10 protein-coding genes and 1 pseudogene are annotated in these 12804 nt (G+C 68.4%); 4 read left to right on the plus strand and 7 right to left on the minus strand.

Features of this window, described 5'->3' with window-relative positions; translation table 11 throughout:
* Nucleotides 1–153: 153 nt before the first annotated feature.
* The gene (locus Pka01_RS39775) at nt 154–423 is read right to left on the minus strand and encodes a hypothetical protein (protein WP_203888194.1); all 270 of its coding nucleotides are present in this window, start codon (nt 421–423) and stop codon (nt 154–156) included.
* Between the two features lie 12 nt (nt 424–435).
* Nucleotides 436–1425, minus strand: coding sequence for a non-homologous end-joining DNA ligase (ligD, locus tag Pka01_RS39780; RefSeq protein WP_239116279.1), 990 nt, complete (start codon nt 1423–1425; stop codon nt 436–438).
* Between the two features lie 247 nt (nt 1426–1672).
* Here ligD and Pka01_RS39785 point away from each other — a divergent pair, with 247 nt between their 5' ends.
* Nucleotides 1673–2029, plus strand: a complete 357-nt coding sequence (locus Pka01_RS39785; protein ID WP_203888195.1) for a VOC family protein — start codon at nt 1673–1675, stop codon at nt 2027–2029.
* Between the two features lie 263 nt (nt 2030–2292).
* Nucleotides 2293–2688 (plus strand): STAS domain-containing protein, encoded by a 396-nt coding sequence (locus Pka01_RS39790; protein ID WP_275414545.1) that lies wholly within the window; start codon nt 2293–2295, stop codon nt 2686–2688.
* A gap of 623 nt (nt 2689–3311) precedes the next feature.
* Here the strand turns inward: Pka01_RS39790 and Pka01_RS39795 are convergent.
* The 3 genes from Pka01_RS39795 to Pka01_RS39805 form a co-directional block, all read right to left on the minus strand.
* Nucleotides 3312–3953, minus strand: a complete 642-nt coding sequence (locus Pka01_RS39795) for a hemerythrin domain-containing protein (RefSeq protein WP_203888196.1) — start codon at nt 3951–3953, stop codon at nt 3312–3314.
* Nucleotides 3954–4382: 429 nt separating this feature from the next.
* Complete coding sequence (locus Pka01_RS39800; RefSeq protein WP_203888197.1) at nt 4383–5264, minus strand: aminoglycoside phosphotransferase family protein; 882 nt, start codon at nt 5262–5264, stop codon at nt 4383–4385.
* A gap of 124 nt (nt 5265–5388) precedes the next feature.
* Nucleotides 5389–6069 carry a TetR/AcrR family transcriptional regulator gene (locus tag Pka01_RS39805; RefSeq protein ID WP_203888198.1) on the minus strand — a complete coding sequence of 227 codons (681 nt, stop codon included), beginning with the start codon at nt 6067–6069 and terminating at the stop codon, nt 5389–5391.
* A 120-nt stretch (nt 6070–6189) separates the two neighbouring features.
* Here Pka01_RS39805 and Pka01_RS39810 point away from each other — a divergent pair, with 120 nt between their 5' ends.
* Entirely contained in the window at nt 6190–7575 is a 1386-nt protein-coding gene (locus tag Pka01_RS39810; protein ID WP_203888199.1) for a serine hydrolase domain-containing protein, read from the plus strand.
* 175 nt (nt 7576–7750) lie between these two features.
* Nucleotides 7751–8863, plus strand: a pseudogene (locus tag Pka01_RS41075) (AfsR/SARP family transcriptional regulator); the annotation flags it as partial.
* Between the two features lie 2040 nt (nt 8864–10903).
* Here the strand turns inward: Pka01_RS41075 and Pka01_RS41080 are convergent.
* Entirely contained in the window at nt 10904–11740 is an 837-nt protein-coding gene (locus Pka01_RS41080) for an ABC transporter permease (RefSeq protein WP_239116280.1), read from the minus strand.
* On the minus strand, nt 11737–12762 hold the full coding sequence (locus Pka01_RS39820; protein ID WP_203888201.1) for an ATP-binding cassette domain-containing protein: 1026 nt from the start codon (nt 12760–12762) through the stop codon (nt 11737–11739). Before Pka01_RS39820 ends, Pka01_RS41080 begins: the two co-directional genes overlap by 4 nt.
* Between the last annotated feature and the right edge of the window lie 42 nt (nt 12763–12804).

The raw sequence follows: 12804 nt of genomic DNA on the forward strand, positions 1-12804 counted from the left end.
CCTAGATGCGGGCCGCAATCGGAAGGGTCACCGGCTCTGGGTGGCCATCCCACGTCACTTCGATCTCGTTGCGTACGGAGTGAGCGAGGCTGCCGGCCACAGGAAGAAGCTCCAGGCGCACTGCGCCATTTGTCGGCGCCTCGCTCGCAGCTCCTAGCGGTCTGGTTGGTCTTCTCGCGTCCGGTCTTCGGCATCCGCGCCCCTGCGCTTGATCCACACCGTCATGTGGATGATCGCTGCCAGTGCGACCACGGCCGCGACGATCGCCACAGCCAGGGCGTCCGCCGCCGTCCCGACGGCCGCCACGATCAGCGCGACGGCGAATACGACGGCCGCCAGCCGGATGTGGAGCTCATCGCGCGGCATCTCCGACAGGGACTGCCGGTCCTCCGGGCCCGGGACCGGGTTTCCTGGCTGGCTCATGATCCCCCCTGTTCAGCCGACTTGCCGCCCTGGCGGCACCTCGCGGACGACGTCGCCCGCGTCCTTGTCCGGCCGCAGACCACGCCACGACGGGTGCCGCAGGACGCCGTCGCCGGTCCACTCGGCGTACTGCACCTCACCCACGACCCGCGGCTCCACCCACTGAGCGTGCCGAGCGTGCTCGCGCGGCACCGGCCCGTCGAACGGCGAGTTGTCCCGCCGCAGGGGCGCCAGCATTTCGGCCAGGTCGCGGAGCGCGGCTTCGGTGAAGCCGGTGCCGACGTGGCCGGCGAACACGAGGCGGCCGGCCTCGTCGTGGACGCCGAGCAGCAGCGAGCCGATCATTCCGGCGCGGCGTCCGCCGCCGGGTTTCCACCCGCCGATGACGACCTCCTGGGTGGTGACGTTCTTCACCTTGGTCCAGTCGGCCGAGCGTTTCCCCGGCCGGTACGGCGAGTCGAGCCGCTTGGCGACGACGCCTTCCAGGCCCATCTGCTGCGACATGGTGACCGCGGTCTGCCCGGCGTCGGGGAACCAGGCCGGCACCTGCCAGCGCGCGCCGGCCGCGACGACGTCCTCGAGGAGGCTCCGCCGCTCGGTGTACACCATGTTCGTCGAGGTGACGGCGTTGATGTGCAGGATGTCGAACACGAGGTAGGTGACGGGGGCCAGCTTGACGAGCTGGGTGATCCTTTCTGGATGGCGCTGGTGCATGCGGGGCTGCAGAGCCGAGAACGACGGCCGGCCGTTCTCGTCGAACGCGACGATCTCGCCGTCGAGGACGCAGTTGTGCCCGCCCGTCGAGCCCGCCAGCGGATACACCTCTGGGTAGGCGACGGTGACGTCGTTGCCGTTGCGAGAGATGAGCCGCAGGGCCCGGTTCTCCACGTAGGCGAGGGCGCGGACGCCGTCCCATTTCATCTCGTGGGCATAGTCCGCCGACGGCTCGGGCAGCGGGCCGAGCTGGGCCATCATCGGCGTGTACGGAGGCAGAGACCCCACGCCGGTCCTGGTACCCCAACCGAAGATCGGTACAGGCAGGGGCGCGCCTTACGTGCTGGCGGCCTCCGCCACCGAGTCGAACACCGGAAACGCGGCCTCGCGTAAGCCCGTCACGCTCAGGAGTCGATCGAAGCTGCCATACGTGGGGCGGCTGCCCCCCAACCCCACGGGTCATGCCGCGCTTCGGTTGATGATCGCATGATCAATCCGGAAGTGGATCGTCCGCAACCGCTCGTACCATGGCGGCATGGCAATCGCTCGCTTCCCCAGCCTCGTCATCGACTGTCCCGATCCTGGTGCGCTCGCAAAGTTCTACGGCGCGATGTTGGAGTGGAAGGTCGACGTCTCCTCCGACTGGGCCGAGGTCCGCGCTGACTACGGTCAGTGCATCTCCTTCCAGCAGGTGGATGACTACACGCCGCCGGTGTGGCCAACCCAGGAGTTGCCCCAGCAGATGCACCTCGATGTGATCGTTGACGACCTGGATGCCGCCGAGGCGGCAGTGCTCGATCTCGGCGCAACCAGACACCCGCACCAGCCCGGCACCTCCTTCCGGGTCTTCCTCGACCCGGCAGGTCACCCCTTCTGCCTCTGTGTGAACTGATCCGGACGGGCGGCTCAATCCTCAATCACGAGAAGTCCTGACGGCATGGGCCGGCCAACTTGCCCCACGCAGGGGGTACGGATGCCCACAACGTTCTAGCCGGCGCATGAAGATCTCCACGAACTTGCCGAACTTGCTCTCGTTTGGGCTACTTCGGCGGATAAGTTGGAGATACCGAGGACTTCTCGTGCGTTGGCATCAAAGTCGGCGTCGCCCGCGGCGATCGTAAACATCGGTCCGAAGGCCGAGGAAGCCGACTAATCGTGATACGCACTGTTACCACCGCGAGCTCCCGGGCCCACACACGTGCACGCCCGTTGGCCGCGAGCTGGCCCGCCCATACCATCGTCAGAGCCCACGGCGAGATCGATATCGCCACGAGCCCGGCACTGCGGATGCGTCTACGCAATGCGATGCGACGGTCCGAAAATGTACTCATCCTCGATCTGTCAGATGTGTCCTTCTGCGACGCGTCCGGATTGGCCGTCCTGGTCGGCATCCAGCGCCGTGCCCGGCAATGTGGCATCACGCTCAGACTCGCCGCACCCAGTCGTCGGATGACTCGTCTGCTGCAGATCACGGACTTGGACCAAAGCTTCACGATTCACCCGACGTTGTCCAGCGCGATCGCGTCCACACGCCGCGAGACACTTGCCTGAGACTGACGGACTATGCCGCTCCCGCTACATCCGTAGCACGCGGGGAGGTGGGTGGCAGCCTACGAAGGCGCAAGATTGAGAAGCACCCCGAGTCGAGGGCGCGGACTGTGGCCTGTATCAGAGCAAGAGCTCGTGGGCGGAGATCCATGACGTGCTGTCCCAACTTTTCGCAATCGGGCGGGACGTCCACATATGTGGGTAGGCGGCCCTCGTTGGGTACAGAGCAGCTTCTCACTCCGGTCAGGTCGTGCCGCAGAGCGGCATCCGCGTCTGTAACGGCGAGTGCGGGCGCCAGTGGGGCAGCGACGTGAAGGGCCACCGGCCCCCGCCGCTGAACACGGACTGCGCAGGCAAGAGCTGAAAGCTCATGGCCAAGGCGCCTGCCTGATCAGCCAGTCGTTCAACTGGTTCGAAGAACCTTCCAGGAGTCGGCGCATGCGCAGGGCGCGCATCATGCCCAGGCGCGCCAGCTCGAGGCGAGCGTGCTCCGCCCCGGGAGCGCGGATACGCGCTGCGGAGCCTGAGGCATTCCACGGGTGACCTGGTGCGGCCCAGTCTCCGTGGTCTGCCGTTCGCGGTGCGGCGACCTCTGCGGCCGCCGCACCCGGGCTTTTGCTTCGTCGTCACATCTCGGCCCGCGTCACCGATAGGTCGGGCTGCCAGCGGGCGGCGGCCCGACGACGGTACGCGCGGGCGAACCCGCGAATGATGATGAACCGCGGGACCGGGGGAACGAGATGGACAACGATCTGGTAGCCCTCGGGGTCGATGTCGTCGAGCAGCCAGTGTCCCTCCAGGCCCAACTGGGCGAACGACTTCGGCTTGATGTTGGTGGCCTCGTCCCAGGCTTGCCACTCGGCTTGGGTAATGCTCTTCGACACCACCGGCATACCCTCCTCGACCTCACGGTCGAGGTGGGGAACGAGCACTTCGTTCAATTCGTCCAGCGCCGCGACGAGCTCGAGGCGGGCCTCGTCCGTCGTCGTGTCCGCGTAGCGCCGCCCGGCGGCCGTCATCGTCTCCATGGCTGGGACGATCCTGTGATGGTCGGCCTCCAGCGAGTCCAGCAGAGGGCCCGCGGCGGGGTTGCGTTCGCGCACCAACGGCCAGAGTCCCTCGTCCTCACCGGAGTGGTGGTGGTGCAGGAAGTCCATCATCCAGACCACGTGCTCGCCGAGCGCGCGACGCTGGCGTCCCAGCGGACGAGGCTCGCTCGTCAGCGCCGTCCGCGTACGGTCCAGGTCGCGGCGCAAGGCACCGTGCACGATGCCCATGATCCGTGTGTCCGCAGGGCCTGATGTCGCCCCCATGTCGCCCCCTATTGTCGACGTTGGCACGGGCAGCGTAGATCTCTGGCATTTCCACTGCTATGTCGTCTAGGTGAATAGTTGCGTGCCGCCACGACTAGGTCTCTGCAGCCCTACTTGGGCTAAGGACAGTAGATAGAAGCAGGCGGGTGAAAATGAGTACCACTTTAAGATCTTGAGCTAGATCGATGTCGGTATACTCGTCGGCTTTCAGCCGGCGGGTACCAGTTCGGTGAGCAGGCCGCGGATGCGGGTGTCGATCTCGTTGGATGGGCGGACCCCGCTGGGGTTCCTGCCGGCGGGGTCGTCAGGCGGGCCACTTCGGTGCTGGTCAGGTTCTTGGCGACCTCGGCTGTAGCGATGGCATCCGATATTCGGCTGCGCTGCCTAAGCGAGCACGGCATTGATCGTGTGGTGGCCTATTTTCGCTATCAGCGGGTTGTCAGCCGAATGGGCCAGAAACGCGAGCGACAGCGCGAGCGCCCAGCCTCGCGCTCGTGACCAGATGTGGTCGTCAGGTACATACTCGGCCGCCGCCCGATAGGCGTTCTGGAAAGCATCGTGGCATTCGGTAGGCAGGAGCATCCAGGCCCCGGACAAGTCCGTGGCAGGGTCGCCGGAGGTGATGTCACCGAAGTCGATCACGCCGCTGATGCGGCCGCGGTGTACCAGGATGTTGGCGGGGTGAAGGTCGCCGTGCACCCACGACGGGGGCCCGCCCCACGTCGGTACTGCGGCTGCGGCCTCCCATACGCGCATCACGGCCCTGCGGTCGACCAGGCGGCCCAATACGCTCAGATTCTGGGTGACCGTCGCGCGGCGGTCCGCGAGCGGGACACCGCGGTGGGGGTTTACGGGGGCGTCCGGTGCGGCGGGAGTGTGCAAGGCCCCCAGAAACCTGGCAAGGCTGACCGCTGCGTCTCGCAGGTCAGCCGGCGGCTTCCGCGCAGCAACCTGCCCGGGCAGGAATGGGACGATGCTCCACGGCCACGGGTAGCCAAGGTCCGGTTGGCCGTCCCGCACCGGCGCAGGCACTGGCAGTGGCAGCCGAGGCTCAAGAACTGGGAGCCACCTCTGTTCGTGGACGAGCAACCTGGCGGCCACCTCACGCCTCGGCAGCCGGGCGACCAGCACGTCGCCGACCCGGCACATGACGTTGTCCCACCCGTTTGCCATCACTTCGATGGGCAGGTGGGCAAGGTCGGGTTGCTGGGCCGCCAGGAGCCGACGAACCAGACCCGGGGAGACGTCCACCTCGGCGGCAGGCATGCGGTGAGGACCCACCCCGCGACCCTAACCGACTGAATAATCGGATCTGCCGCTGATCGGTTGCATCGCCGTGTAGGCGTTGTTCCTCGAGCGTCGTGTTCCTGATCGATGCTCAGGCTTGTGATCAGTGGCCGAACGCGATGAGTTGGGCTTCGAGGCCATCAAGGATGGCTTGGAGGCCGAACTGGAAGGTGTTGTCGGGGGCTGTGGCGTAGTCGGCGACGGCTGTGTCGAGGCGGGCGCGCAGCCGTGGGAACTGCGCCGCGATCTCGTGGGCCTTCGCCATGCTTTCGTGCATCAGCGCCTCGGCGTTGCCGCCGTCGCGGCCGAGCTTCTTGGTGAACGAGGCGGCTGCGGCTGGGACGAGCGCGTTGCCGAGTATGAAGGTGAAGACGGTGGCCGCTGCCTGGTCGGCCTGCGCACCGGTGAATCCGGCCGCCTCGTAGATGGCGAGGCCGTGGTCGTCGTGGCGGGCCTTGCCTGGGCCGAAGATCATGTACGAGCCGAAGGCCTGCACCAGCCAGGAGTGGCGGGTGAGCATCGCGTGCAGGTCGGTGGCCATCTGCGTGGCGGCCGTCCGCCAGTCGGTCGTGGCGAGGTCGGGCAGCGCGATCTGTTGCCATACCTCGTCGCCGGCGAGGGTGATGAGGTTGTCCTTGCTGCCCACGTGCCAATAGACGGCGGTGGCCGCAGAGCCCAGCCGCTTGCCCAGCGCGCGCATGTTCAGGCCTTCCAGGCCTTCGTCGTCCAGCAGGTCGATGGCTGTCTTGACGATCTGTTCGCGGGTCAGCGTGTCACGCGGCATCCGGCCACCCTATGTCACCCGACCCGTTCTTGCACAATGTTCAAGAGGCCACTTGTACAACGTTCAAGTATGGTCTAGCGTCCCACTTGAACACAGTGCAAGTCGCTGAACGGAGATGAGATGTCACAGGACACGCTGGCGCAGTTCGTCGAGACGACGGCCACCAAGTTCGGTGTTCCCGGCGTCGCGGTCGGGGTGTGGGCGAACGGCACAGAGGTCTACGCCTGCCACGGCGTGACCAGCGTCGAGAACCCGCTGCCCGTCGACCGGGACACGCTGTTCGTGCTGGGATCGGTCACGAAGTCCTTCACCGCGACCGCGCTGATGCGCCTGGTCGCGGAGAGGCGGGTCGAACTGGACGCGCCGGTGCGCCGGTACGTCCCGGAATTCGTGCTCCCGGACGAGCGGGCCGCGGCGGAGATCACCGTTTTGCAGCTGCTCAACCACACAGCGGGGCTGGACTGGAGGATGAGCGTCGAGACCGGCGAGGGGGACGACGCCCTGGCCGCGTATGTGGCGAAGATGGCAGAGTCGGACCTGATTGCACCACCTGGTGCCCAGGCCTCCTACAGCCAGGTGGGGTACAACCTCGCCGGCCGGACCATCGAAAAGGTCACGGGTCTGACCTACGAACGAGCCGTCGCCTCGCTCCTGTTCGAGCCGCTGGGGCTGTCGCACAGTTCCTTCGCGACCAGTGACGTCATGACCCGGCGGTTCGCGGTGGGGCACAACCTCGGCGAGGACGGGACGCTGGCCGTCGCGCGCCAGTGGAAGGACACCCGCGGCAACAACCCCGGCGGTGGCGGCGCCTCCTCGGTGGCGGACCAGCTTCGATGGGCCCGATTCCATCTCGGTGACGGCCGCGCGGAGGACGGTGCCCAGGTGCTGCCCGCCGAGGTGCTGCAGCGGATGAAGGAGCAGACGGTCGAACTGCAGGCCAGCACGCTCGGCGACGCCTTCGGCATCTGCTGGTTCCTGCGCGACGTCGACGGCGTTCGCACCGCCGGGCACGGCGGATCGGCCAACGGCCAGTTCGCCGAGCTTCTCATCGTGCCCGAACGGGACTTCGCCGTCGTCGCGCTGTCCAACGCGGGCCCGGACGGAGGCCTCGCCTTCAACCAAGCCGTCGTGCGATGGGCGCTCGAGCACTACGTGGGGGTGGTCGACCGGGACCCGGAGCCGCTTCCCTTTGACGAGGCCCGGGCCCGGGAGGTCGTCGGGAGCTACGAAAACGACATGATGACGCTCACCATCGCCACGAATGGGACCGGATTGACGATCGAATGCAGGATCAAACCGGAAATCCGCGCGGCCACGGACACCGAACTTCCCCCGGACCTCCCGCCGGCCGATCTCGGCCTGCTGGCCGCCGACACCGACGAATACATCGTCACCAGCGGCGCCCTCAAGGGCCAGCGCGGCTTCTTTACCCGTGACGACGGCACGGTCGTCGGAGGAGGACTCGCCGGCCGGTTGTTCAAGCGCGTCCCGGCGGTCTCCGAATAGCAGCGGTCGGGGTCGGTGCCGGGCCGCACCCGCCTGGCACCGCTTCTAGAGATCGTTTGAGGACCTACGGATCAGAAGATCAGGGGTTCGAGTCCTCTCGGCCGCGCGCCCGATCCACTCGTCGAGACACGCGCGGTCATGCTCCTCAGACGTCACTCGTCCGTAAGCTGAAGATATGTCCCCCGCACTGGTCCTGCTCGACGGCGTCCGCTGGCGGGGTGTGCGCGTGGTCGGCGACCGCGCACAAACCCTGCTCGCCGTGCTCGCCACACACGGGCGTACCGGGCTCAGTGACGAGCGCCTGGTCGAAGAGCTGTGGCCCGACGAGGCGCCGGCCAACCCGACGAAGGCGCTACAGGTGGTCGTCTCGCGGACCAGGGCGGCGACCTGCGCCGACCTCGTGGAGCGGATCCCGCGCGGTTACCGGCTGGGGTTGCCCGCCGGTCAGGTGGACGTGCTGCTGCTCAGCGCCCTGGTGGAGGAGGCACGGGCCGCACTCGGCGAAGACGACGTGGCGCTCGCGCGCCGTCGCGCCGAAGAGGCCATGGATCTCGTGGCCGGCGGTTTCGACGGCGGCACGGGCCCACTCGCTGAGCTGAGAGGCGTCGCCGCAGGGTGGGCGGCCGAGGCGCGACGCGTGGCCGCGATCGCGCGGGGCCGGAGCGGCGCTCATGAGGGAGCGCTGCCGTTGCTGGAGGAGGTTGCGGCCGATCGGCCGTACGACGAGGAGTTGCTCGCCTGCCTGCTGCGCAGCGAGGCCGCCGTTCGCGGTGCCGCCGCCGCTCTGGAGCGCTACGAGCGGTATCGCGCGGGCCTGGTCGCACGACTCGGCACCGAACCAGGGCCTGAGCTTGCCCGCGTGTACGCCGAGCTCCTCGCCGCGGATCGGCCGGTGCGTGACGGCATCCTGTTCGACGGTTCCTCGCTGCTCGGCCGCGACGGCGACATCCGCGCGGTGCACGCCCTGCTGCGGACCAACCGGGTGGTCTCCATCATCGGCCCTGGCGGGCTGGGCAAGACGCGGCTGGCTCATGTCGTCGGCAGGAACGCCGCGCAGCCCATCGCCCACTTCGTCGAGCTTGTCGGCGTCTCCTCCCCGGAGGGCGTGGTGGGCGAGGTGGGCTCGGTGCTCGGGGTTCGGGACTCGGTCAGCGGGCGTCGTGCCCTGACCGCCGAGCAGCGCTCCGACGTTCGCGCCCGGATCGCCCAGCATCTCGACCAGGCTCCGGCGCTGCTGATCCTGGACAACTGCGAGCACGTGATCGAGGCCGTCGCCGATCTGGTGGCGTTCTTATCCGTGACGACTCGCGACCTGCGGGTCCTCATCACCTCGCGCGCCCCCTTGTCGATCCCCGCCGAACGCGTCTACCTGCTCGGCGAGCTGCCCACAGGCGACGCGGTGGAGTTGTTCCGCCAGCGCGCCACGGCCGCCCGCCCAGGTGCGCGGATCGAAGGGGGAGTGGTCGAGGAGGTCGTCGCCCGCCTCGACGGGCTGCCGCTCGCGATCGAACTGGCCGCGGCCAAGGTGCGGGTGATGTCGGTGGAGGAGATCGCGCGGCGCCTGGCGGACCGGTTCGCCCTGCTGCGCGGTGGGAACCGTACGGCCCCCGACCGGCACCAGACGCTGCTCGCGGTCATCGACTGGTCGTGGAATCTGCTGGACGATCCAGAACGGCAGGCGTTGCGGTGGTTGTCGCTGTTCGGCGACGGGTTCACGCTGGCCGCGGCCGAGCACGTACTCGGCCCTGACGCCCTGCACGTCGTGGACGCGCTGACCGAGCAGTCGATGCTGAGCGTCCGCGAGACGGCGTACGGCCTGCGCTACCGGATGCTGGAGACCGTCAGGGAGTTCGGGCGGATGCGACTGAAGGAGGCCGGCGAGGAGGCGCCCGCCCGGACGGCGCAGCGGGACTGGGCGACGGCGTACGCCCTCGAACACGCCTTGAAGCTGTTCAGCCCGGCGCAGTTCGCGGTGGCCGACGCGTTGCGCGCCGAGGAGGGCAACCTCGCCGATCTGCTCCGGCAGGCTCTCGGCGAGTCCGATCCCGTTACGACGGTTCAGTTGCTGGCCGGCGTCGGCGCGCTGTGGTCCATCCGCGGCGACCACTTCCGGATCCTCGTTCACTGGGACGCGATCAGCCAGGTGATCACCGGTTGGGTGCCGCCGCCGCACCTTGTCGAGGTGACCAGGGCCGTCACGCTGATCACGCTCATGAACATCGCGATCGTCACCGATCACCGCGGTGATCCGCTGCGCGATCTCCTCCGTACGCTGCCCACCAGTGCCACGACGGATCCCCGCGTGGCGGCGACGGCCACGGTGCTGCTCGCGTGCGACGCGGCCGACGATGCCGAGACGCGTCGCCGGCTGGAGGATTTGTGCCGGAGCGCCGACCGTGACGTCGCCTTGGCGGCGACGCAGATGAGCGTCCACGTCTTGGAGAACGCGGGTGAGGTGATCGGGGCGATCGAGGCCGCTGAGCGGGCCCTGACGATGCTCCGCGAGCACGAGGGCCCGTGGTTCGCCGCGATCATGCGCGCCGTACTGGCCCACCTGGTCATGCAGTTCGGCGACCGCCGGAGGGCGGTCGGACACGCGCGGACCGCTATCCCGGTGCTGACCCGGCTCGGCGCAACCGAAGACGAGACCCAGCTGCGCGCGCTGCTGCTGACCTCCGCGCTCGCCGACGGCGATCTCGACACCGCGGAGGCCGAGCTTGCCGAGATCACCCGGATCAACGACAACGAGGCGGTGTTCGGCGGGGCGGCGATCGTCTCGCTGTGCGCGGCTGAGCTCGCCCTCGCCCGCGGCGAGACGGCCGCCGCGCTCGCGGAATACCGCCTGGCCGTCCAGCGGGCACGCGATCTGTACCTGCCCGGGATGCCGAGCGCGGAGTTCACGCCGTGGTCGCTCGTCGCGGTGTCGGTCACTCTGACGGCGTACGCGTACCATGCCCCGCCGGAAGACGTCCGGTACGGCGAGGAACTGTTCTCCGCCGTCCGGGGCTACGACATGCTGGCCGTGAAGAACCCCGTTCTCGACTACCCGCTGTGCGGCTCGATGCTCTTCGCGCTCGGCGCCTGGGGGTTGCTGCGGGGAGCCATGGCCCCGAGCGACTCGATCGGGTTGCTGGTGCTCGCCGAGCGGTTCGCGTACAACAGCCTCATGCCCAGCATGACCTTCGAGCGGATCGAACCGTACGCGGAGCGGGCTGCGCCCGGGTTGATCGCCGCCGTGCGGGCACACTACGGCGATCGACGCGGCTCCGACCTGCTCGACGAGGCACGGAGTCTCGTCGAGCAGGTCTCCGGCCGTGACGGACGGAGGTCACATGTGCCGTTTGTAGCTGCGTACCGACAGCGGCGCGAAGATCGCCATGACGATCAGGCACGCCAGGATCGTCCAGGCCACCTCTCCGCTGACGACAGCGCGGTTGGCGAGGTCGCGGGCGGCCGTGACCAGGTGTGAGACCGGATTGATCCGTACGAACGCGGCCAGCCAGCCGGGCAGGGTCTCGACGGGGACGAACGCGTTCGACAGGAAGGTCAAGGGGAACAAGATCATCATGGAGATGCCCTGCACGGCCTGGGCGCTGCGGGCGATCGTGCCGACCCAGGTGAAGACCCACGCCAGCGACCAGCCCGTGAAGATCGCCAGCAGGATCGCGGCGAGTACGCCGCCCGCTCCGCCACCCGGACGGTAGCCCATCACCAGACCCATGCCGAAGGTCAACGTGGCCGCGATGGTGTAGCGCAGCAGGTCGGCCACCATCGGGCCGGCGAGCGGCGCGATCCGGGCGATCGGCAACGACTTGAACCGGTCGAAGACACCCTTCTCCATGTCCTCGCGGAGTTGCGTGCCCGTGGCCATGCAGGTCGTCAGCACGGTCTGGGCGAGGATGCCGGGGATCATCAGGGGGAGGTAGCTCTGCACGTCGCCGGCGATCGCGCCGCCGAAGATGAAGGCGAACATCGCGGTGAACAGGATCGGCTGCAGTGCCACGTCGAAGAACTGCTCCGGGTTGCGGCGCATCTTCTTGAGCGCCCGCCACGCCATCATCATCGTCTGGCCGAGCGTCTCCCCTATGGAGATGCGCCGCCGGGCGGCGGCCACGCGGTCGGCCGCCGTGACCACTTCGCGGGCGGGCGCGATCAGGGTGCTCATCGGTTCTCCTCCGTGCCGGTCTCGTCGTGCTCGTCGGTTTCGTGGCCGGTGAGGGCGAGGAACACCTCGTCCAGGCTGGGCTTGGCCACGCTCACCGAGGAGATCGACACTCCGGCGGTGCGAAGTGCGATCAGTACGTCCGCGGCCAGGTCGGCCTGGTCGAGGGCGACGTTGAGGCGGCCCCGCTCCGGGCTGATGACCGGGTCGGAGCCGAGGACGCGCCGCACGACCTCTACGGCGGCGGGCACCTCGCCCGGCTCGGCGAGTTGCAACTGGAGGGTGGAGTTGCCGACCGCGGTCTTCAACTCGTCGGGGGTGCCCTCGGCGACTTTGCGGCCGTGGTCGATGACGGCGACGCGATCGGCGAGCTGGTCGGCCTCGTCCAGATACTGCGTGGTCAGCAGCACCGTGCAGCCGTCGGTGACCAGACCGCGGATGGTGTCCCACATCTGGCCGCGTGTGCGCGGATCGAGACCGGTGGTCGGCTCGTCGAGGAAGATCAACGGTGGCCTGGTGATCAGGCTGGCCGCCAGGTCGAGGCGCCGGCGCATGCCGCCGGAGAACTGCGCGACCGGTTTGTCGGCGGCCTCCTCCAGGCCGAACTGGCCCAGCAGCTCAGTGCCGATGCGCCGGGCACGCGGCGCGGCGATGCCCTGCAGACGGCTGAAGAGCCAGAGGTTCTCGCGGGCGGTCAGGTTCTCGTCGACCGATGCGTACTGTCCGGTGACACCGACCAGCTGGCGGATCACGTGCGGGTTGCCGGCCACGTCGACCCCGAAGATCTCGGCACGACCCGCGTCGATCTTCAACAGGGTGGCCAGCATCCGTAGCATGGTGGTCTTGCCGGCGCCGTTCGGGCCGAGGACGCCGAAGATCTCACCGGGGCGTACGTGTAGGTCGATCCCGTCGACGGCACGGTGCTCGCCGAACGTCTTCATCAGCCCTTCCGCACGTACGGCCAGATCGGTGCCCCCGTTGGGGGCCGGGCCGCCCCCGGTACGTCCGAGTTCTGTGATGCTCATGGCTTCACTCTCCGCCGCGCCGGTTTCACGGCACCCTCGACT

Source organism: Planotetraspora kaengkrachanensis (assembly GCF_016862895.1).
GTDB lineage: Bacteria > Actinomycetota > Actinomycetes > Streptosporangiales > Streptosporangiaceae > Planotetraspora > Planotetraspora kaengkrachanensis.